This window comes from Nocardiopsis sp. FIRDI 009 (genome assembly GCF_003386285.1).
Classification (GTDB): domain Bacteria; phylum Actinomycetota; class Actinomycetes; order Streptosporangiales; family Streptosporangiaceae; genus Nocardiopsis.
On record NZ_QPNC01000040.1, the window covers coordinates 19,792 to 42,637 of the forward strand.

The 22,846-nt window shown below is 65.9% G+C and carries 6 protein-coding genes and 3 pseudogenes; 1 reads left to right on the forward strand and 8 read right to left on the reverse strand.

Annotation, left to right across the window (positions count from 1 at the left end; translation table 11 throughout):
• Position 1: 1 nt before the first annotated feature.
• The 6 genes and pseudogenes from DVR05_RS27635 to DVR05_RS25450 all read right to left on the reverse strand — a co-directional run bounded on the left by DVR05_RS27635 (position 2) and on the right by DVR05_RS25450 (position 11,677).
• On the reverse strand, positions 2-2,422 hold the full coding sequence (locus DVR05_RS27635; protein ID WP_157982550.1) for an RHS repeat-associated core domain-containing protein: 2,421 nt from the start codon (positions 2,420-2,422) through the stop codon (positions 2-4).
• A gap of 75 nt (positions 2,423-2,497) precedes the next feature.
• Positions 2,498-2,731: pseudogene (locus DVR05_RS27640) on the reverse strand (RHS repeat domain-containing protein); the annotation flags it as partial.
• Positions 2,732-3,156: 425 nt separating this feature from the next.
• A pseudogene (locus DVR05_RS28045) lies at positions 3,157-6,648 on the reverse strand (type IV secretion protein Rhs); the annotation flags it as partial.
• A gap of 91 nt (positions 6,649-6,739) precedes the next feature.
• Entirely contained in the window at positions 6,740-10,237 is a 3,498-nt protein-coding gene (locus DVR05_RS25440) for a LamG-like jellyroll fold domain-containing protein (protein WP_198659352.1), read from the reverse strand.
• Between the two features lie 330 nt (positions 10,238-10,567).
• Positions 10,568-10,870, reverse strand: a complete 303-nt coding sequence (locus DVR05_RS25445) for a hypothetical protein (protein ID WP_198659353.1) — start codon at positions 10,868-10,870, stop codon at positions 10,568-10,570.
• A gap of 372 nt (positions 10,871-11,242) precedes the next feature.
• A complete protein-coding gene (locus tag DVR05_RS25450; protein WP_116248458.1) occupies positions 11,243-11,677 on the reverse strand; it encodes a hypothetical protein in 435 nt (144 codons plus the stop codon).
• A gap of 459 nt (positions 11,678-12,136) precedes the next feature.
• Between DVR05_RS25450 and DVR05_RS25455 the strand changes: the two are divergent.
• Positions 12,137-12,901, forward strand: a pseudogene (locus DVR05_RS25455) (transposase family protein).
• 127 nt (positions 12,902-13,028) lie between these two features.
• Here the strand turns inward: DVR05_RS25455 and DVR05_RS26835 are convergent.
• Positions 13,029-13,598, reverse strand: a complete 570-nt coding sequence (locus DVR05_RS26835) for a hypothetical protein (protein WP_157982551.1) — start codon at positions 13,596-13,598, stop codon at positions 13,029-13,031.
• A 49-nt stretch (positions 13,599-13,647) separates the two neighbouring features.
• The gene (locus DVR05_RS25460; RefSeq protein WP_232832322.1) at positions 13,648-22,779 is read right to left on the reverse strand and encodes a DNRLRE domain-containing protein; all 9,132 of its coding nucleotides are present in this window, start codon (positions 22,777-22,779) and stop codon (positions 13,648-13,650) included.
• Positions 22,780-22,846: the final 67 nt, after the last annotated feature.

A 22,846-nucleotide genomic window follows, 5' to 3' on the forward strand; every position in this document is an offset into this window, starting at 1 on the left:
TTCAATTCAAGTGATTTGAAGCACAACTTCCACATGCATGATCCACTGCACCGAACACTCCGAGCCCAGTTTCAGCCCGCGCACTGACTCTCCGGACAGTAGACGCAACACCGATCCTCGAATTCCAGGTGCGCGCGATATCACTCCGAATTCTTCGATTTATATTTCCCATGTTCGGAATGCCCTTTGGAGCCCTGCTGGCGATCTGTGAGTTCTTCATGAATCTCATGCCCGCTTGCGCCCCACGGGCCGCCCAGCCAACTGGGATGGGTGCAGCTCCAATGATACCCATGATTCCACTGCGTTGACCGTGATACCTGATATCACGATAACCAAGATAAGCTCCCAGAGCAGCAGCACCAATTCCCACGGCCCCGCACACCGGGCAGCTGAACATCCCCACAATTCCGCCAACAAATGCGGCATCCTTGCCGATCTGAGTCAAATTAAGTCCGCTCAACCCTCCCTGAAGCGAGTCCCAGAAACCGTCACCGTTACTCCACGCTTCAGAATTCCAGCTTCCCCATCGTTCTTCGGCCCAACTGGCGTCGTTGAGGGCTTCGGTCTCCGGGGCGACGGTGTGGCTCTGCGGAGGCCACTGCACATGGCTCGGCTTGTAGGCACCACCCATCGCCGGATGCCAGGGCGGGTTGTTGGACACCGACACGGGCCAGTCGACGTGGTCCGGCTTGTAACCACCGCCCATCGCCGGATGCCACCAGTCATCGTTCGTCGTCGCGGGAGGAGCGGGCGGCCAGCTAACGTGGTCCGGCTTGTAACCGCCACCCATCGCCGGATGCCACCAGTCATCATTCGACGAGCTCGAAGAACTCCCGTGCCCGCCCGTCAACAGCAGCCCGCTGGCGTCGTTGAAGCTCACCGGGTTGTTGTTGGCGTAAGCGTATCCGTGCATCTGCTGACTGTCGGTCAGGTCCATCACCGGGTCCACCGAGATGAACCGGCCCAGATCAGCGTCGTAGGCACGCGCGCCCAACTGCGTCAGACCCGTGGAGGCGTCGATGGTGCCGTCCACGAACCCCCGCTCACCCGGCCACGCCCCCGACGCGCCGGCACGGGTCTGCCCGAAGGCGGTCAACCTCCGCTGGGCCACATCCCCCCACACCGCGTCCACCGCGATCTCACCGGTGCCGTGCCGGTCGGACAGCACCCAGTGCAGACTCCCGTCGTCCTGACGGACCGCGACGGTCTCACCGGCGTGGGTGTAGTAGCGGGTGGCCTCCTCGGTCCCCGCGGCCGGGTCCCAGGTCACCTCCATTCCCGGAAGGTACAGGGTGGTGGCGCCGTTCGCCCGGCGCAGCAGCCGCTCGCCGTCGGCGTCGTAGACGTACTCGGTCTGTTCCAGCCCGTCCGAGACACCGGCGAGGTTGCCTTCGGCGTCCCACTCCAGGACCTGGTCGCGGTCCCCGGTGGTGCGGCGGACCATGTTGCCGGACGCGTCGTAGTCGTAGGAGTGCTCGGTCAGGCCGCCGACACCCTGTTCCTCCACACCGGTGACCGCGTGCGCGGGCCCCTGGCCCTGGGCGGGCCTGGAGTAGGAGCGCACGGTCTGTCCGCCGCCGGGAGCGTATCGGACCTCCTCGGTCCGGTTGCCGACCGCGTCGTAGGTGTAGGCGTGCCAGTACGGTGCCGCGCCACCCAGGTTCTCCGCGTCCGGCGCGGCGGCGCAGGCCTGGTCGCCCGTGGCGTCGGGGGTCCAGACCTGGGTCAGGCGGCGCAGGTGGTCGTAGTCGAAGCACTGCACGTCATTGGACTGCTCAGCGCTGGTGGGCTCGTCGCTCAGGCGGAGCAGGTTGCCGATGTCGTCGTAGGCGTAGGTCTTGGTGGACAGCGATCCCTCACCGGCCTGGTGGACGACGCTGGTCATGGACAGCCGGTTGGTCTTCTCGTCGAAGTCGAAGGTCTGCCAGGTGCGGTCCGAGCCGATCTTGCCTCGGTAGAACTCGCGCTGGACGAGGTTGCCGACCTTGGAGTAGAGCGTGTCGGTGACGATGTCCTCGCCCGCCGACAGGGTGGTGGGGTTGCCCAACTCGTCGTAGTCGTACACCACGGCCTCACCGGGCAGGCTCCCGGTCGGGGGCAGAGCGACCGACCGGACGCTGCCGTCGGGGTAGTACATGGTGCGGAACAGGTACGAGCCCGCCAACTCCCCTTCGGAGCTGGGGATGTCCACGTACCGGGCGCGTTCACGGCCCACTGCGTCGTAGCCCGCGATCCGGGTGGTGTAGGACGCGCCGTCATGGTGTCGGGTGGCCGTGGCCAGTTTGCCCTTCATCACGGTGTCGTAGGTCCACGAGGCGCGCAGGGGGCCAGTGGCCGAGTCCTCGCGCAGGTGGGTGACCCGCCCCAGTGCGTCGTAGGTGGTGTGCAGGCTCTGGCCTCGGGCGTCGGTGGTCTGCACCACGCGGTCGAGGCCGTCGTAGACCGTGGTGGTCGTGCCGGTGTCCGGGTCGGACTCGGAGATCTTGCGGCCCAGCAGGTCGTAGGTGTAGGTCCAGGTGTTGCCGCCCGGATCGGTGACCGTCTGGAGTTCACCGCGCGCGGTGTAGGTGTAGGACGTGGCGTCGTACTCGCCGATGGGCTGTTCACCGTGGTGCTTTTGCGGATCTCGACGGTGTTGCCGCGGGCGTTGACGATGGTGGTGGTGCCGGTGCCGCCGTCGGGGGCTGTGGTCAGGGTGCGGTCGCCGTGGTGTTCGACGCTGGTGCGCCACTGCTCCACCCCCCGGGACATGTGCACGGTGTCGGTGGGCCGGTCGGCGCCGTCGTAGACGGTGCGGGTCCAGCGGGGGATCTCGTCGGCGTTGGCCACGACGAACAGGGTCCCGGCCGGTTCGTTGGTGTTGTAGTACGGCTCGCGTTGGGTGACGGTGTTGCCGCGCGAGTCGTAGAAGGTGTCGGTGACCACGCGTCCGCCGCCGGGGGCCGGGGCCTGGGTCTGGCGCTGGCGCAGGAACCCGTCCAGGATCGTGTAGCTGGTGGTGTAGTCACCGTCGGCGTTGAGGGTGTGGGTGACCACCGTGGTCGGGGCGTCCTTGGCGACGTTGTACTCGTACTTCTGTGAGGGCGGGAAACCGCGGTCCCGGTCGCGGTCGGCGAGCCAGACGTCGGTCAGCCGCCCGAGCGGGTCGTAGGCCAGCTCGGTGGTGTTGCCGTTGGCGTCGGTTTCGGCGATCACCTGCGAGCGGGCGTTGTACTCCTCGACCGTGACATGGCCCAGGGGGTTGGTGGTCTCCACCGTGGTGTTGTGCCCGCCGGGGTGGGCGGCGGTGTAGGCGGTCGTGGTGGTGTTGTTCTCGGCGTCGGTGACCGAGACGGCCCGACCGTACTCGTCGTACTCGGTGGCCGTCACCGTCTGGAAGAGGGGGGTGGTGCCGTCGTGGTCGGCCACCCGCTGAGTCTGGGTGGGGCGCCCCTGGGTGGGGGTGTCGCCGAAGGCGCCGTCGTCGTAGAGGGTAGGGGTGTGGGTGATGAAGTCGTCCACCGAGGCGGTCGTCTCGCAGTCGGCGGCGACGGTGCGGGTCTGGGCCACCAGCGACAGCAGGTGGAGGCCGGTGTTGCGGGCGTAGGTGGTGTTGGTGCACCGGTCATCGTCGGGATCGTTGACGTCCCCCTGGTCGTGTACCTGGGTGATCATCCCGTGGGAGTCGAAGGTGTTGACCGTGCTGGTCTGGCGGAACGACCCGTCGGCCAGGGCGGTGTAGGTGTCGACCCGTTCGGTGTTGACCATGTGGGCGCCGCGCTCGTCCCAGCTGTGGGAGCTGGTCGCGGTCTGGTCCTTCCACGGGGTGGTGATGGTCTTGGACACCACCTGGCCGCCGACGCCGTTGCGCACGATGGTCTCGCGGGTGCGGCCGTTGAGGACGGGGTCATCGGCCACGGTGGTGCCGGTGGAGTCGGTGACCTGGACAGTGCGGGTGCCGTCGGGGAGGTGGTCGCCGTCCATGCCCTGGTAGAACAGGTGCTCGGTCTCGGTCTGGACCTCGTCCGGGTGCCCGGTGCGCACGATCACCCGGTCATAGCCGCGCCACTGCGACCAGGTGCGCTTGTCCTGTTCGACGAACCCGTCGTCGTCCATGTACCGCCAGGCCGGGGTGCCGACGTAGTCGTAGGTGGTGACCTGGTCCGGTTGACCGCCGACCAGGTCCACCTCGACCAGTTGCTCCACGGTGTACTTGGCGAACCAGTCGGTGATCTCCTCGGCGCCCGCCTGGTGGGTGCGGATCACCGGGAAGCAGCGCTGAGTGTTCTCATGCGGTTCGGGGGTCTGGCCCTCCACGCAGTCGGGGGTGGCGTAGTTGACGTTCACCTGTCCACCGGTCTCGGTGTAGACGCTGGTGATCCGCCACTTGTTCATCGGCGCCAGACCGTCGGTGGTGGAGTCGATGCGGTTGGGCATCGGTGTACCGCCGAAGGTGATCGCCGGGTAGGACTCAGTGCCGCCGACATGGCCGGTGTGGGTGATCGAGTCCAACCACAGGGCCGGGTCGGTGCCATCGCCGGGGTCCGGGAAGCGGTGTTCGAAGTCCCAGGTGTCGACGGTGGTGTAGTCACTTCCGTCGTGGACCTGGGTGGTGATCTGGTCGAGCTTCTTGGTGGTCCAGAACGTCGGGGAGTGCTGGCCCGCGCAGTCGATGTCGCATTCCAGGTCGAGCGGGGTGTCGGGCCAGTGCTCGGCGTTGTCCTCGCTGCGGTCGGCGACCGCGCAGTCGAAGGTCTCGTCGGGCAGGCACCGCTCGGACACGGTGTAGGTCACCCGGGCGGGTGCGGTGGCGTGCGGGTCGGCGTCGCGCAGACCGTAGTCGGTGCGGACCAGGTAGCCGCCGCGGTCGTAGTCGACCGGATCCGACTCGAAGTTCAGGCCGTAGTTGTTGGTCTCGGCCTCGTAGTAGTGGGCCAGCGCGTTGCCCTGGGCATCGACGACGTAGTCCAGGTTCCACCGCCATGCCTGGTCACACCAGGCCTCATCCAGGGTGGCGTCGTAGCACGGTTCGCCGGAGTCGTTACCGAAGACCGGGACGGTCCAGGCGGAGTTGGTCTCCTCATCCCCCGAGGTGTGGCCGGGCAGGCGGTTGAGGCCGAAGAAGTACTGGGTGCCGTCGGTCGTGGTGACCTTCCAGTACTCGCCGTCGTCGTCGCCGTTGGTGGTACCGGTCAGCCGTTCCACGCGCGAGCCGTCGTCGTTGCGCGGGGTCCACTGGCCGTCGTCGTAGACGAGTTCGGTGGCCCTGCCGCCCAGGTTGAGGGTGGCGTTGTGGTGCGACCAGCACTGGTCGGGGAGCTCGGTGCCGTCGTTCTGGCAGGTGGTGTAGCGGCGTTCGATGTAGCCGGGGTGGTAGGTGAAGCCCTCACCGATCCAGGAGGTCTGGTTGTTGGTGGTGGAGATCCGGCCGTCCACGGACTGGGAGGAGTAGGACAGGCCGATCTCGGGTTTGAGTCCACCGGCCACGTTCGGGGCGGCCATCGGGTAGTTCCAGGAGAACCCGCCGGACTGGGTTCCCACGTTCCAGGTGGAGGAGGGGCTGAGCGAGGTGGCGGTGTAGTCGCCGGTGGCCTCACCGCTCGTGCTGGCGGCGGTGGGGGCGGCCGCGGTCAGCAGGGTGCCCGAGGAGGTGGCGGGGGCGGTGGCGATCAGGGTCTGGGTCTGGGTGTCGTTGACCGAGTCCAGGTCGTGGGAGGACAGGCAGTCCGTCTCCTGGTCGCCCTCCTCACACGGGGTCAACGCGACCAGGGACAGACGGGAGCCGTAGTCGGCCCCGTAGGCGGTGGCGAAGTCGGCGTAGTCGACCTCCACCTCGACCGGACCGACCGTCTCGACGCCGTCGGTGCGCGTCAGACGCAGGGTCAGCCCCGACAGGCCGAGTTCGGCGGTCTCGTCCCGGTCCAGGACCTCCACCTCGACGCCGGTGACAGGCTGAGGAGCCGCTTCCTCGACGGGGTTCGGTGCCGCGTCCTCCGCGGGTTCACCCCGATCGGTGGCGTCGGGGGTTTCCGGTTCCTCCGGCTCCGGAGGGGTGTCGACCTCCGGCTGGTCGGGACTCGGTTCCGGACTCGGGAGGGGACCACGCTCAGGGCCCTGGCTCGCGTCGCCGGACGGGTCGTCGTCCCGTGCCGAGTCCTCAACGGGACCGGGTTCGGTGGGAAAACGACGTTCGCTGGTTTCCCCGTCACCAGCCGACTCACTCTGAGGTGTGTCTCCTGGGTCCGCGTCGTCCGCGCCCGTGTTCTCCGGGTCTGTCTCGGGCAGCGGGGATTCCCACTCCTCGAACTCCTGTTCCTCGACCGCAGCGGCCCGCACCACGGTGTCCCCCTCGACTGGGGCCGTGAGGGAGCGTGCTTCGGGCTCGTCGAGGTCGAAGGAGACCGTGGCGGGCTCGGGCCACCGCGCCTCGTCGAGCGCGGTGACGGCGGCGTCGGCTACCGCGCTGTCGGCGTCCAGGGCGGCTTGGACGGCGTCGTAACCGTCCACGGACGCGGTTCCGGCCACCTCGGGGCGGTGGTTGACCGCCATCGCGGAAGCGGGCAACGACGCGGCCAGGCCCGCGGCCGTGACCAGGGCGACGAAGGAGACGAACGGCTTACGGACACGCCGGGGCGCAGATGCGCCGGACGCGGAGTTGGTCGACTGCATGGTGTCGGACACGTGGGGGAACCTCCCGCCCGCCGGAGCGCTGTCCAGCGGGCAGATCGGGTGTCAGGGGTGGGGGAAACGCGGATCTGGGCTACGGCAGGTACCCCCACATGACGCTGCTGAGGTCGGCCTCGTTCAGCACGCCCTGGTACAGGTGCACATCGCTGAGCTGGCCCGCGTACAGGTCGTCCTCGCCCAACCGCCACGCGCGGCCGATCACCACACCGTGGGCCGAGTGCCAGGCGCCGTCCCACGTTCCGGTGGTGGTCTGGCGTTGGCCGTCCACGAACAGGGTCAACTCCCCCTTGGTGTGGTCGTAGGTGGCGGCCAGGTGGGTCCAGCGGCCGAACTCGGCGGGCTGGTTGGAGATCGCCCGTGACCACGGTCCCGCCTCGGCTCCGGCCACGTCCTGGGCGGTGGTCTCCAGCACCCAGTGGTCGTTGAAGCCGGACTGGTGGCCCAGCAGGAACCCGGACTGGTACTCGCCTGCCTGGGAGACCATCGTGCCGTTGCCGGAGGCCTCGTCCAGGCGGACCCAGGCGGCCACGCTCCAGGACCGGTCGGTGCGGATGGCCGAGGAGGCGCGGATGTGCTCACCGGCGCCGTCGAAGGTCACTCCGGGGGCGAAGGTGACGTCGTTGAAGGCCTGGTTCCAGGCGGTGTTCGGGTCGGCATTGAGGGTGCCGTCCAGGCCGTGGTCGGAGGAGTCATGGACGACGGTGCCCTCGGTCTCGTCCAAGCGCCAGCGGGCCTGCAGGGCGACGGGGCGGTTGGCCAGCTCCCAGATCTCGGAGCGGGCGTCGGGGTCCTCGGTCAGGGGTTGGTCGGCGACGACGCGGTCGTAGAGGCGTACGTCGTCGATCGCGCCGGGCCACTGGTAGGCGACATCGCCTCGGTGTTGGGCGCCGCCGATCCTCAGGTGGTCGGTGGCGTTCCACGCCGTGGGGTGGTGGGCGGTGTCCTGGTGGACGCCGTTGACGTACAGGGCGAGTTCGCCGTTGTCGGGGGTGTAGGTGCCCAGCAGGTGGGTCCACACGCCGAGCTGGGCCGGTGCGGTGGCGGTGGTGTAGGTCCATCCGGTGGAGCCGGAGGTGGGTGCGTCGTCGTGGGGGGCCATCTTGAAGGTCCAGGCTTGGGTGCTGTGGGCCTGGTATCCCAGGTGGAAGGCGGACTGGTAGGTGCCGGTTTGGGAGACGGCGGTGACGTTGCCGTCGGGCAGTTCGTCCAACCTCACCCAGGCGGACACGGTGAAGGAGTCGGTGGTGTCGATGACCGCCTCGGTTGTGGCCAGGTGGGAGTCCCCGGCCAGTTCGACGGCCGCCCCCTCCAGGCGGTGGGAGCCGCCGGAGGTCTGTCCCACCCGGCCGCGGGTCCAGGCGTTGGTGCCGGTGGTGGTGGCGGTGCGGCCCTGCTCGATGACGTCGGCGGCGGTGTCGCCTTGGCCCTCGTCCAGCGGGAAGTAGGAGACCGGCTGTGCGGGCGGGGCGACGGTGAAGGTGTAGACCAGGGCGCATTCGGAGGAGTTGCCGAAGGCGTCTACGGTGCGGGCGTGGATCAGGTTGGTGCCGCTCCGGTGCGGGGTGATGGGTACCGTGGCGCTCGCCCCGGGGGAGTCGAGTGCGATCTCGGTGGAGCAGGAGGCGTCGTTGACGCTGTAGAAGTAGGACTCGGCCGACTCCACCCCGTTGTTGGTGAAGGTGAACTCACCCGCGTGTCCCACCGACCCGTGCTGGGTGTCCCCGGCCGGGTAGTCGGTGGAGGTCACCTGCGGGCCCACCTCGGGCTTGGAGGTGTCGACCTGGATCCAGCACCAGTCCGACCAGGGGTAGCCCCACTCGGTCTGGTCGTGGGCGATCGCCCGATACCCCAGGAGCTCGCCCTCGGGCAGGCCGGTGGCGGTGACGGTGCGTTCGGATCCGTCGGGCCAGTAGCCCACGTCGGCGTAGGTGGAGTCGGCGTACTCGCGCGGTTCGGTGCCGTTGATCCGCCACTCCACCCGCAGCTTGAGCTTCTGTCCGCCCCAGGAGGCGCGGGCGTCGTAGTCGCGGATAGTGGCGCGGAAGGTGGTGGTGGTGTCGTTGATCAACCGGGGGTTGTCGGGATCGGTGGAGCACACCCCGCCCAGGGCATCGGACATCGAGTCGGTGGACACCTGCGAGGGTTTGTTGTTGTAGTCCACCACCAGCACCGGCGGGGTGTCGGTGACGTCGAAGCGCCGCCAGGCGGTGGTGCCCGCCTCGTCGCGTTCCTTCAGGCGCAGGTAGATGTAGGACTCGTCGTTGTCCACGCCCCACTGGTAGGCGTCGGTGGCGTCGAACTCCACACCGCTGGAGGCCGGGCAGGTGGCCCATCCTCCGGTGACGTTCTGGGTGTCCAGGTGGTCGCGGGCGGTGGGCTGGTTGTTCCAGGTGGTGGAGCCGTCGAAGCGGTCGATGCGGTGCAGCTGGATGTGGGAGTCGCTGTTGCAGTCATAGGCCCAGTCCACCTCAGCTCGGAATGTGGCCGAGTGGATGGTGGTGGTGTCCTGCTTGGTACGCCCCCAGACCCCGAACTGGAACATCGCCCGACGGGTGTAGACGCGGTCCCACTCGATGCGGCCCACGCCCACGCTCGGCTCGTCGGGTTCGTTGAGGTAGTTCGTGTTCGGGAAGGCACGGTCGACCCACCCCCAGTTGGGACGCGAGACACTGACCGAGGGGTCGATGTAGACCGGGAACTCGGTCGCCTCGTCGGTGAGCATCGCCTCGTCGGGAACCAGGCGCAGGGCGTCGACCTCGACGGTGGTGTGGACGGGTTCGACCTGGGAGGTGGTCAGCGGGGCCATAGCCGGGTCCTGGCCGTCGGTGGTCTGGTCGGCTCCGGTGGAGTCCCACATGGTGGGGGCGGAGGCGGAGAAGACGCTGCGTCCGCCGTCGTTTCCGGTGGCGGTGAGGTTGCCGTGTTCGTCACTGGTCATGGTGACGCCGACGGTGTCCAGGGCCAGTTCCAGCTCGGCCAGCTCCGGGGAAGCAGCGGCCTCGGGGGTGTGGACGACCAGCACCTGGCCGAAGCCCTCCACCCCGGCGGTCAGGACCAGGTCGACGTCGGGCAGCACGTCGGGGTAGGTGGCCTGGTTGCCGTCCAGCGTCGGGGTGGGCAGGTCGCCGTCCCAGTCGAGGCTGACGGAGTTGGAGCCCAATCCCAGGGTGACCATGGGGACGTTGCCGCCGCCGGAGAAGGTCAGGTCGGCGCTGGTGGCGCGGGGGCGAACGAGCCCGTCGTCGGTGGCCACCAGGGTGGTGTCCACGTCGGTCCACCCGTCAGAGGTGCGCACCCTGGCAGGGAGAGCAGAGATCTCCGCAGTCAGCGTCCCGTCGGGGTTGGCGAAGTGCGGGGTCTTCTCATCCGTCAGAGCCTCGATCTCCACCCGCTGACCGGTCTCGGCGGCCAGAGCCAGAGCATCCCGCTCCGCCGCGGCGGAGGAACCAGTGCCGGTCTCTCCAGGGGAGGACTCATCGGGCTCGGCATGGGCCGGCACCGCCGTCAGCAGTGTCAAAGCCAGCGTGGCAGCGGTGGTGGCCGCCATCACTCGGGTCAAGGGGCGACGCATGGGGGATGCCTCTCACGGGGTCGTACAGCAACGCCGATTCGGACATATCGGACGGTGAGATCGAAGCAGACGCTAACGCACATAAGAGAGGCAATTGCCCACGTCCGCCAGCCGCCCCACCCTCCGCAGGTTTAGCTGACCCCCCGCTCTCAACTGGACCTTTGTTCCTTTTGGGTCGGAGTATCCACAACCCGTCATGATCAAAAATGGTGACCCATATCACTTTGAGCGCATATGCGCAGGTCACGACTTCGGAACAGAACAGCAAAGGCACCGCCCGATACGCCGCGGGCATCTGCGGAAAGCTGCCTCAACCCACCGGAGGCCCCATCACACCGACACAGGGCGCCCGCCGTCACTGCCACCGAGCCGCACCAGCCACGACCGGATGTGCACCCGCGCGACCAGCTCCCAGTCGCGCACGGGCTCGAACGTGACCATGTCAGCGCTGCTGTCAGCGGCGGTGTCGTAGCGAACGTCGATGCCAGACGGCCGACCACCGGCCAGCGGGTACTCGGCGGCGAACCACCGGACCGCTTCGCTGTACACGGTGGCGGTGCGCTCGCTGCGACCGGCGGCGCGCAGGGTCAGGACGAAGGAGTCGACGCGGGGCTTCAGGGGTCCGGCGGCCATGTTCCGCGGTCCCCGGCGTACGCGCTTGGCGCCCGCAGGCGATTGCTCTCCAGGCGGCGAGGCTGTCAGCGGAGCGGTTCCGCCTGAAGACGTCCCAGGTCAGACATAGAAAGAGCCAGCGAGGGGACTTGAACCCCTAACCTATCGCTTACAAGGCGATAAGTGTTCTGGGAAGTGTCCAAGTGCGAAAACGACGCTCTCACCGAGGAGGGAAATCCAGAGGCGAAATCTGTTCTCCAGAGTAGATAGATAGCCCCGCCTCCGCAACCGGCTCCCCAAAACTCTGTGGATAACTCAGCTATCGCCTATCCGAAGGTCAGCGGCACGCAGAAAAGCCCTGGGCGACGCCCGGGGCCCGAACCCGAAGGAAGCTCACCGGCTCCAGCGAAGGGGCTTCTCCCTCACCCTCGTGCTCTCCGGGATGGACACCACCCGGTACCCCGCCTGCCCGATCCGCTTCTCGCTCACGTAGTGGTCATCCTCCCAGCGCGGCGCCACCTCCATCACTCCCGCCAGACGCGCGACCTCGTCCTGCTGGTGCCCGTCACACCCCTCGGGGAAGTAGACGATCTCCACCCGCGTCATCTCCCCCACCGGCAGGTCCGGGTTCGCCTCCAGGTACGACGCGAGCCTGCGCAGATCATCGAGCAGCGCCAGCCGCTCCGAGGGTCCGGCGACCCGTAGCGCGGCTCCTTCAGCCTGCGAACACACGCTCCGCAGCCCGAACGCCCGACGGCGGCCTCGTCCTCCCACCGCGTACAGCCGTGGCTCGTGCTGGCACCGCCCGCTCTCGTCCAAGCGCCGCATCAGCTCACACCTTCCGGGTCGACAACGTCCTTCACCCCAGAAAGAAGCCACCCACGCCCCCCGGATTGGACACCAACTCCCCGACAACCTCGCCCCCTCACCCACCCCGCCCCGCCGCGAAGAGAAGAGAAGAGACCAACGGAAGGCATATATATCGGGGTCGCACAGACGTCCCTCGACACCCTGTCTGACCTGCACTGTCAGCACCGAGGCGAGAGACTCCCCGCGCGACCCCTCACCGGCCCCCTGGCAATCGACGAAAACATGACGAAGGCAGTTCGGCGCAGCCACTGTCGCCATCCTCATCCCTTCTGACAGGGTTGAAGCACGAGTGAGCGTTTTTCATCCTGAAGGTGCGAGTCACGGCCCCGCACCGGCCTACCCAAACTACCCCTGATAGCAAGAAATCCCTGGTAGAGAAGTTTTCGACCAAGGATCCTCGCCCGACCAGGGGTTCCGATGCTGTTCTACCGTGCCGCCCTGCCGTTGTCACGCCGCACCCTGAACCTGTGACCGCCCGCATCATCCGCGCCCACCTCAAGAACACCCGATTTCGACGGCGACGCCTGGACCCGGAGCAACAGGCCCCGCTCGCGGGAATCCACCTGTACAAAGGCGAAGCCTTCGCCCAGGTCACGGCCGGCTTCGAGATGAGCACCACGACCGCCTGGCGATACGTGCGCGAGACCACCGGCCCGCTTGCTGAACAGGCACCCACCCCGGAGCAGGGCCCACGCCGCGCACGACGCAAAGGGTGGGGGTACGTGATCGTGGACGGCACGCTTATCGCCTGCGACCGAGTAGGGGCCGACCGCCCGTTCTACTCGGGCAAGCAGGCAGCAGGGCATGAACATCCAGGCCGTCGCGGACCCGGACGGGGAGCCCCTGTGGACCTCATGGTCGCTGCTGGGATCGGTACACGACACCAAAGTCGCACGGGCATGGCGGATCGCCGAGCACATCGCCGCCGCAGGTCTGCTCGGACTGGGAGACAAGGGTTACGTGGGCCTGTTGGAGGTGGTGTTCTGTCCGTTCAAGGGCCGAGGCAATCCGCAGTGGAAGAAGGACGCCAACTCCAACCACGCCAGGCTCCGCTCACCTGGTGAGCGGGCCATCGTCCAGCTCAAGAACTGGGACGTCCTGCGCCGGTTGCGGTGCTGTCCGCACCGAACCGGAGAGATCCCCAAAGCCGTGCTCGTGCTTCAACTCCGCGAAGCAGGTTGAAAAGCGCTCACTGAAGAATCGAGGTCAAGGAGCTCAAAGACCCCGCGACCGGCACGGCCGCCCGGCGAGCACTCCTATCTGGAACCGGAAAATGCCCCAGAAAATGATCAATCGACCCGCTCAGAAATCACGCGGTTTCCCCAGGCGTAGGCCAGGGCCACTCAACGAAGATTCTGTCCTCATTGAACAATTTTGGAGCCACATCACATTCTAGAGACCTAGTCACAATTCCATACAAGTATTCACTCATGGGCATTCTATGCTCATCCCACCATCCCTCATTCGCCTGCGCTACAATCGCCCACCCCTCCGGCGGCCCATCTACGTACCAATAGTAACTCCCCCCCAAATAATCCATACCCCACTTCAATAGACCTGGGAGCTTTGGATAGAAATCAAAGACTTCAGAATAGGACTCGAGAGGCGATCCGTCCTGCCTCATAGGATCGGCAATCTCATCAGGATCGTCAATAAAGAAATCCCTGAATATGACCTCGCTATCTCTTGTAGCCGCAAAGAGGTCCGGCTCCCCAGGTGTCCCTGCGCGTGGCGTCACAACGGAAATTGGCCCCAGGTTAACGGTGAAATACTTGGATACCAGCGCCTTGTAGTCCTGAGGCAGATGCAAGCCAAGTGACCGCTCCTGTTCCTCCCATGAGATCGGTTCCTTCTCAAGAACGACACTTTCACCGATCATGTCGACGATTCTGCGCACGAATTCCATGCCATCCCCCGCTATCCGCATGTCAGAACAATTCTGTGGGCTTGGGGCCTCCACATACGCTCCCATCAACCCTACCACCGGTTTTAAAGTACTCACCATTGTTCAGGATGCAATGATCCCAAGATTGCCCGTTGCTTGCAATGCCAGTCATATGAACCGCCCATGGCCGATCCTGTGCGCCTTCATACACGGGAGTGGCCACGTAGATAACTTCATTATTTTTTGCCAAAATGGCTGCGACTCTACGCTCAACCGTACCCATGCCAGATTTGTTGGTTCGCTCATAGGTGGCCACAATGTTCTCATCCTGGCCGGGACCAAAAAAGTTACTCCCAATCAAATGAGCCCTATTATCCTGGCCATAGACATATCCCGGCGGGTCGCTCTCCGGCTCATACCTAGGACCACGATTGAGGTCCTGCTGACCACAGAACCGACCAACGGCCGTACCCCGCTGCCCATGGTTATTTATCTCGCTAAGTTCAATGAACGGCCGACATTCTCCGTCATTATTCTCAATATCGAACCCAGAAATATCGTCCAGGCCTTCCAACGCTTCATCATATTCATCGTATTCGCTCGCATCAAAGGGGATTTCCTCTTCAATTGCAAAATCCTCCTCCCGCTGCTTCCGGTGAGAATTAACCCCCTCCCCAGAAACCACAGGAGCCATGGGCGGCCGATCCTGGGGGGTGTTCAGAATATCCTCAAGGATTTCCTTGCGATTGTCGACGATGATCGGAATGTAGGGTCGGCCTGAATCCCCACCGCCACGGAATCGGAAAGAGCTCACAACCCCAGAAATTCTGTAAACAATGTCACTCCCCGTAGCCGTGGCCGTGGCTGTACCTCCCCTTTCCCCACCTCTTGGCCGCGGACGGGGTTTGGGTTTGGGATTGTGTCTGGTTACACGGAAACCCTTAGACGAGGTGTTAGTAGAAGCGTAGGATCCGCTGAAAGCGTTGTAGGCTTCCCATCCCGCCCAAGCCGAAGCACCAATTGCGAGACCCGCAACAACTGCATTCCCAATAGCTGCACCGCTCACAGCTGCCCCACCGGCAACCGCTCCGCCACCCGCAAGGGCAGGAATCGCTGCAAGAAAGACCAAGTGACCACTCGGATCCGCGTACAGCACTGGATTGGCATTACCGTAGGTGTAGCGATTCGCTTGCACCGAAGGATTCGGTTCCAGGGTCATCGTGTCGCGGGAGGCGAACCGTCCGCTCCCCGGCTGGTACCAGCGGGCGTGCATGTTCACGTCACCGGTTTCCGGATCAGTCCACTCGCCCTGGTAGCCCACTGACGCGACGGGGGATGCTCCCAGCTGCTCACCAAAGGGACCGAAGTCCGCCGTACTCGTGACCGTCCCGGTGCCGGTGTAGGTCGCCACCAAGTCGCCGTGCGAGTTGTTGTACGCCAACGCCGGTGTCTGGCCTCGGTCAAAGACACTCACGACCTGGCCATAGGGATCCCGGCCGTACTGAGCAACCGTCGACTCCGTACCGTCCAGAACCGCGATGGGGTCGTTCTCGAGGTCGGCGTAGACGAACCACTCCGTACCCGAGGAGGTGGTGCGTTCAGCAAGGCGGCCCAGAGCGTCGTACGCATACTCACCGGAGCCGTCACCAGAGCTGACCATTCGGTTGAATCCGTCGAACTCCGGGGTACGCAGTCCACCGTCGACGAACTGGGAGCTGACCGTTCCACGTGGTGTGTAGCTCCAGGTGTCTCCACCGCTGGAGGAGACGAGACGGTTGCGCTCATCGAACGCGAAGGTCTCGTCACCCTCTCGGACCCTGTTTCCGGAGGCGTCCCATTCGTACTCGGTGATCTCACCGCCGGGAGCGGTCCACGAGGTCAGCCGTGAGGCGTAGTCATAGTCGAACTTGTGCGTTCCTGCCGGAGCCACACCCTCCGTCGTCCGCGCCGTGATGCGTCCGGCCGCGTCGTAGGTGTAGGTGGTTCCGAGAAGCCTCTCCCCCGAGGGTGAGGTGAGCACGTCCTCGGTCAGTTGGCCCAATGGATCATGGGTGAAGTTCCGGACCGTGCCGTCCTGTGTGGTGATGGACTCAGTCCGTCCCGCCTGGTCGTAGGCGATGGACAGATCCTCACCGGTGACCGAATCGTGGTGCTCGATGACCCGACCGGCCGCGTCATAACCAAACGTGGTGGTCCCCGTCAGGTCCAGACGGGTGGTCGCGCGTCCCGCGCCATCGAAGCTGATGGTGGTTCCCGGTGTCATGCCGTCGTAGGAGACCGTGTTCGGCCCCAGGAACTGGACCTGGTTTCCCCGGTCGTCGTAGACGATCTCGATGGCTCCACCGTTGGCGGTGCCGATCGACGTGGGTCGCCCCATCTGGTCGTAGCCGATGTGGCGGTCCTGTGTCGTGGCTTCGGCTCCGGTCGCACTCTCGCTGGACAGTCCGCCCAGGGCGGTGAACTCGCGTTGGCGTACGACACCACCGGGAACGTGCTGTTGGACCGGGTTGCCCGCCGCGTCGTAGAACGTGGTCCAGGTGCGGTCGCTCTCGGCTGGCGTGGCATCGGTCGCGGGCTCGATCAGCTGTGCGACCTGACCGCTGGGCGTGTAGGTCGTGTGGGTGCTGTTGCCCCTGCCGTCGGTGAGACGCGTCTGCTGCCCAAGGGAGTCATAGCCGAAGGTGGTGGTGATGGTCTCGGTGTCGCTGACCGGTTCCACCCGGCTGGTCGGCTGCCCGAGGGCGTTGAACTCTGTTGTCACCGTGTTCCCGAGAGGATCGGTCTCGGAGACAGGGAGTCCTGCTGCGTCGTAGGTCACGCTCTGCGCACGAAGTTCCGTGCCGTCTTGGGCAAGGACCGCAGTGCGGGTCTGGCGTCCCGCCAGATCGAATTCCGAGATGACCTGGGTACCGACGGGGTCGGTGACCGTGCTCGTCCGCCCGGCGAGATCGTGGTCGAAGCTGGTGGTCTCCCCCGCCGGATTGGTGGTCGAGACCAGCTCTCCCGCGGCGTTGTAAGTGCTAGCAGTGATGTTGCCGAGGGGATCCGTAACAGACGTCGTGTTCCCCATGGCGTCGTAGGCGTACCTGGTCGTGTACGCCGCGGCGGCGGGGATGCGCTCGATCTGGGTGTCGGTGACCTGGCGGCCCAGGTCGTCGTACGTGGCCTCGATGCGCGCGCCCACGGGATTCGTGGTGGCGAGCAGCTCCCCAACGGGGTTGTAGACGAACGTCCACTGGCCAGGCTCGGCGCCCTCGTTCAGCGGAGGATCGGTGATACCGGCAAGGTTGCCGAGCTGGTCCCAGGTGTAGGTGCGGGTGTTGCCCAGCGCGTCGATCTGCGTAGCGATACGGCCGAGCTCGTCGTAGGTGGTCTGCGCCTGAGGAGTGATCTGGGTGCCGTCCGCACCGGTGAAGCTCGGTGCCTGGCTGTCGGTCTGCTGTCCGACGAGGTCGTAGCCGAAGACGGAGGTGTTGCCCTCGGCGTCCTGCTGGTGGGTGAGGTTGCCAACCAGGTCGTAACCGAACCTGCTGGTGGGACGATCGGTGACCGTCGGCTCACCGTAGTGCTCGATGTCGATCTGCGGAAGCTGTTCCTCGACCAGTCGACCCAGTTCGTCGTAGCGCATCAGCGACGTGAACGCGGAAGCGTCGGCCCCCTCCTCGTTCCCGCGCGGGTCCGTGACGGCCGTGACCAGTCCGAGTTCGTTGACCTCGTAGCTGGTGACGAGCTCGCCACCGCTGATCTGCACCGCTTCCTCAATCACGCGACCGCCGGCGTCGTAGGCGTACCGGGTCTGCTCAGTGCGGCCGGTGGGATCGGTCAGCGCGATCGAGAGTGTGTTGCCACGTCCGTCATAGGTGTGGGAGGTGACGCGCGCGAGCCCCTCGGGATCGAGGGTTTCGCTGACGAGGCGGGAGTCGGCGTTCCACACCATGTCGACGCGGGTTGCCCCGTCGTTGGTTACTGTGCGTACGGGGTTGCCCGCCGCGTCGTAGGTGTACTCCTCCAGGACCACGTCGCGCGATTCGTTGGCGTCGTTGAGCATCGCCCCGACCGCGATGGTCTGCGCGGGAAGCCCGTCGGCGTAGTAGGTGTAGGCGGTGGTGCGTCCGACAGCGTCGGTGGTGGAGGCCAGGCGGCCGTCCGGGTCGTAGGCGTTGGACTCGAGCACCAGCTGTGCTGGAGCGTTGTCCTCGTCGGGGTGTCCGACCCATCCTTCGATCGTGCGTTCGGCCACGTGTCCGCGCGCGGTGTAGGTGGTCCGGAACTCCGTTCCGGACGCGTCCTGGTGGTAGGTCTGCGCACCGGTGAAGTCGTAGCCGAAGTGCTCGGTGCGGCCCTCGGGATCGGTTTGGGCGACCAGGTGTCCGTACTGGTTGTAGGCGAACAGCGTGGTTCGGTCGGGCTCACCGCCGGTCAGATCACTGACGGCCTGGCGGACGACGTTGCCGTCCTTGTCGTAGACGAAGCTGGTCCGCGCCTGATGGGCGGTGTCCGTGAGCTCGTTGGTGACCGCCGGCCCCGTCTCGGTGAGCACACGCCCGGCGTCGTCATAAGTCCGAGTGGTCGTGATGCCGTTCGGGTGGTCACTGGTGGTGACCGTGGTGGTCAGTACGCGCCCGAGGCCGTCGTAGGTGTACTCGGTCACCAGGCCGGAGGGCTCTGTCACCGACGTGATGTCACCATGGCCGTTGTACGAGTAGCGGGTCGTGCCTCCGTCTGCGTCCCAGGACTCGGCCAGGAGTCCCGCCGGAACGGTTCCGCCGCCGGTGGCCTCCTCGGTGCCGTCGGTGTAGAAGTAGCGGACCGTGCGGCCGTCCGGGAAGTCCGCGGTGGCCGGGCTGGTCTCGGAGACCTGGTTGCCGTGCGTGTCGTAGGCCCACCAGGTGCGGTAGGTGGGATCGAGCAGGTCCGCGGAACGGGCGTCGTGGTGTGCGGTGAGCTGGTTGTTGCGGGGATCGAAGGGGTCATCCGGGTTGTGGTGGTAGCCGAACCACTCCCAGGAGCAGTTGGTGGCGGCCACGTCCCGGCAGCTCATCTGCCCGATCCGGTTGCCTCGTTCATCGTTGTAGAAGCGCAGTTGGGCGCCACTGGGCATGGTGGTCGCCACCAGGAAGCCGCCTGTGTCGTAGGCGTAGGTGGTTTCGTGGCCCAGTTGGTCGACGTCCCCGACTCTGCGGTATCCGGCCAACGCGTCATAGCGGGTCGCGGAAAGCTCGACTCTGGGGTCCGTGATCGCCACCTCGGCGGTGACCTCGGGTTCCTCGTTGTTGACATCACCCGTGTAGCGGAGGTCTGAATAGAGCCACTTACCGCCGTTGTGGTCGGTGTGGATGCTGACCCGGGACGTGCTCTCGTCGAAGGACAGGTTGGCGATCTGGTTCAGCTCGGGTGAGGTGACCGTGTCCAGTCGGTCCGCAGGGTCCACGCCCGAAATGTGGTGTAGCGCGATGGTGTCAGGGTGCAGAGGGCGCTGGTAGACGGCGACCTCGTCGATCTGCCCCTCGAAGGGGAAGTCTCCCAGCGAGGGGAGGGTCTCGGGCCACCCGCTGTTGCCCATGCCGTATCCGACGTAGACGAACCGGGTGTCGCGGTGTTCGACCTGTCCCGTCTTCGACCCGATCTCCTCACCGTCGAGGTACAGGGTCTGGGAGGTGCCGTCCGAGGTCAGGGCGACGTGGTGCCACTGTCCGTCGTTGACCGCCTGTGCGGTGGTGATGGGGTCCACACCGTCAGCGGTCCAGAACTGGGCGCGGAGCTTGCCGTCGTTACCCACGTAGACGAGCTGCGTACGCTGGGTGGGGTCGGTGGGCTTGTCCAGGGCTCCGATGACCGTGCCCTGGGCGGTGGTGGAGAACCACGCCTCCACGGTGATACGCGCGCCTACGCGGTGCAGGATGGAGTTGGGGAGTTCGGCGTAGGCCCCCTGCCCTGAGGCCAGAGCATTGGAGGTAATACCCGCGAGCGCGCCCTGGGCCCCGAGGGCCGAACCGGTGATCTCGGCGTCCTCACCCCCGAGCTGAGTCGGGACCTCGTTGGCCGAGGTTTCGCCCGTGCCCTCCTCGAAGCGCCAGTAGCCGTAGGGGTTGGCGTCCATGGCCGCGGCCCGGTAGTGCGACCCCGTCGCGTAGGTGTAGGTGGTGCACTCGAGTTCGGGGTTGCAGGCCTCGGTCAGTCGCTGCCCGTCGTAGGTATAGGTCCACTGGGCGCTGGTCTCGTCGCCTTGGGCGGTCACGCTGGTGACACGGCCGTTCTGCCATCCGAAGTCGAGTGACCGGCCTCCATCCGAGGTGACGGTGGAGATGTTGCCGGAGGCGTCGTAGGCGATGCTCTGGGACCGGCCTTGGTGATCGGTGACTTCGAGGAGACGCCCGGTGTCATCGAAGACGTAGGAGGTGGAGGCCTTGTCCATGAGTCGCCAACCGATGGCCGTCTCGGCGAGTACCGCGTGCATACCGGACGGGGGCGTGAAGCTTCCGTCAGCGTTGCGCGCGAACCGGTGCTGGCTGCCGTTGGGGTAGGTGATGACGACGTTTCCGGTGCCGTCCACGTCGCGCACCAGGTCCATGTCGAACCGGGTGGACCAGCCAGCACCAAAGATGCCGTCCTGTCGGGGATCCGAGGAGTTGTAGGTACGCGTGATGCTCAGCGGCGGACCAACGGTCGGTACGACAGCATCGGTGACGGTCTGGGTGTAGTTGCCGATGAGCGCGTTGACGGTGCCATACCCATCCGGGTCACTACCGGACAGGTTGGAGGTGACGGCGGGCTGATCGGGGTCGGCGATCAGCCGGAGCCAGCCGCTTTCGACCTCTTGACTTCCGTCACGGACGAAGACGTTCCACCAGTACTGGTTGCCCCACGCCATGAGTCCGTCGGGCAACTGCCAGGAGGTCTCTGTCTGCCACCCGGAGTCCACGCACTCCCAGTCGGGCCACTCGCCGTCACAGAAGTTGAACCAGAACTCCATGCCCTCGGTCGGCCAGGCGTCATTGTTCTGTCCCAGGGCGGTGAACTCCGGGGTCAGCGTCGCGACCCGGGCACCGTCGCGGGGACTGTAGTCCAGGAGCTGCGGGGGCAGGTCTGGAATCTCCAGACTCACCTGTGCCGTCCTGGGGACACCCCAGTCCGCGAACGACTGGGCCTCGTGGGTCATGTCGAACTTGATGGTCCACGTGCCAGGGGGCAGGGGATCGATCTTAGCGTTGACCGTCACCGTCTCCCCCGTCGCCACGTTCGTGGGCATGGGGGTGGTGGGCGCGATGTGGTAGACCCGGTTCCCGTCCTGATCGAAAACCTGGTAACTGAGCTCGTAGCCGTTGTCCGGAGTCCAGGTCTCGTGGCCGCGGTTGGTCACCTGAACGTCAACCGAAGTACCGCGGTTCGCGTGGGGCGCCGGGTCGAACTCCGGCGGCGAGGTGACGAACTCGTAGTCAGCGCGGTAGGGGCTGTAGGTGACCGTCATGTACGGCGCGCCCCACGACTCCCGGCTGCCGAACTTCTTCCAGCCGTTGCTGTCGGTGGCGGAAGCCCGAACGCTGAGGCCGTGGTTGGACTTGTCCCCGTCCACCCATGCCTGGACAAGGTCCCGGCCGCCCGTTCCCAGGTCGATGCCTTCGTACCGAGCGGGGCAGGAACTGGAACTCGCGCCGATCGGCATCCAGCCACGCGCGAAGCTCTCGCTTCCCAGAGGGGTGGAGTTGTAGGACGGTCCTGGATAGTTAGAGATGGACTTCTGGGACCAGGACTGGGTCACCTCGTGCACATAGACCGGGCTCGGCGTGCACGAGTAGGACCAGTGGTTGAACAGGTAGAGCTTGGCTCCGAAGATCTTGTGGTCGCTCAGCTCGTCGACCATCGCGTTGAACCGCAGATACGAGGCGGCTCGATGGGAGCCGCCGTCATAGGTTCCGGCCTTCAGCTGCTGCTCGGTGTAGCGCGAGGTGTTGTAGCCGCTCTGGACATAGGTGTCCTGCGAGGCGTTGTAGTTCCAGGTCGACGTGGGGTCCACCGCGACCGGGTAGACGCGGTTCTCGTCGGTGAGCCACTCGAAGTCGGCGACCACCTCCAGAACCCATCCATCGGACTCCTCGATGAGGGTGAACTCCACGGCCTCGGAGAAGGCACCGTCCCCTGAGTGGGGGTCCCGGTCCGAGTCCTCCATGTACCCGGCGGGGATGTGACCGACCGTGTCTCCGTCGGCGTTGACGAGGTCGATGCTGCCGTCCTCGAGCTGGACCGGGTCCAGGGCACCCAGATCCAGGGGGAAGCGCCAACGTGCACCGTCCTGCGTCGCGGGGGCTTCCTGAAGCCAGATGGTTTCCTTGACCGCTCCACCGATCAGCGACGTCAGCTCGATGTCCACTCCCGGCAGCGCCTCGGGGTAGACGATCGTGTCAGGTTCGTCCTCCGACACCTCACCCTGAGCTCTTTGAGCGCCTTCGAGGGAGAAGGACAGGCTGTGTTCTTCGTCCAGCTCCATGTGTGCGAGCGCGTCCGCGTCAGCGCTCGCGGCGAAGTCCACCTCCCTGGAGTCGGCGGAGTTGGTCCAGGTCAGAGAGTTCTCGGGGACGAGGCTGGGGTCGATCTCCTCCCAGGAACCGTCTTCCTCCTCGAAGTGGAGGGGCTCCAGGGAGAAGTCGGTGGAGAGGGTGCCGTCCTCGTTCTCGAACGTGCGCGAGTGCTCGTCGCGCTCCTCGACGAGTTCCACACTCGTGTCCGGATCGAAGCCCGTGACCTCAGGCTCCGCTTCCTCCTCCACGGTGCGACCCGCAGGCTCCGGATCCGGAGGAGCGAGCGTGTCCGCGTCCTCGGGCAGGTCCGGCCATTCCTGGGGCAGAGCCCCATCAGGCGGATCCACGTCCGGCCCTTGGCCAGTCGAGGTGCCCTCGATGAGAGCGCTGTCGGCCTCGTGCGAGAGACCGTCAGCAGAACCGTCGCCCTGGTCTGGGGTCACCACGTCCGCAGCGGACACCGGGGTGAGGCGCGGCATGCCGGTATACATCGGTACGGAGGAGACGGAGTCTGACAGTAGGAGAACAAGCCCAGTACCAACTGCGGTGAATTTCAGCAGCGTGCTTTTCGCACGTGAGCGCAGTGGCTTGTTGGAGTCACGGCGAGAGACGATGCGTTGAAGCACCGCACGCGAAGACGGCTGCTGGCCGGTCGGCACGACCGGTCACCTCCGGATCACTCAAAGCGAACCAGGAGCGGCAAGCGCACCATCCCCAAATGGTGCG

Excerpts from the sequence above, each read along its gene's own strand:
- DVR05_RS25440 (WP_198659352.1), bottom strand. The coding sequence starts at position 10,237 with ATGCGTCGCCCCTTGACCCGAGTGATGGCGGCCACCACCGCTGCCACG.
- DVR05_RS25445 (WP_198659353.1), bottom strand. The coding sequence starts at position 10,870 with ATGGCCGCCGGACCCCTGAAGCCCCGCGTCGACTCCTTCGTCCTGACC.
- DVR05_RS25450 (WP_116248458.1), bottom strand. The coding sequence starts at position 11,677 with ATGCGGCGCTTGGACGAGAGCGGGCGGTGCCAGCACGAGCCACGGCTG.
- DVR05_RS26835 (WP_157982551.1), bottom strand. The coding sequence starts at position 13,598 with ATGATCGGTGAAAGTGTCGTTCTTGAGAAGGAACCGATCTCATGGGAG.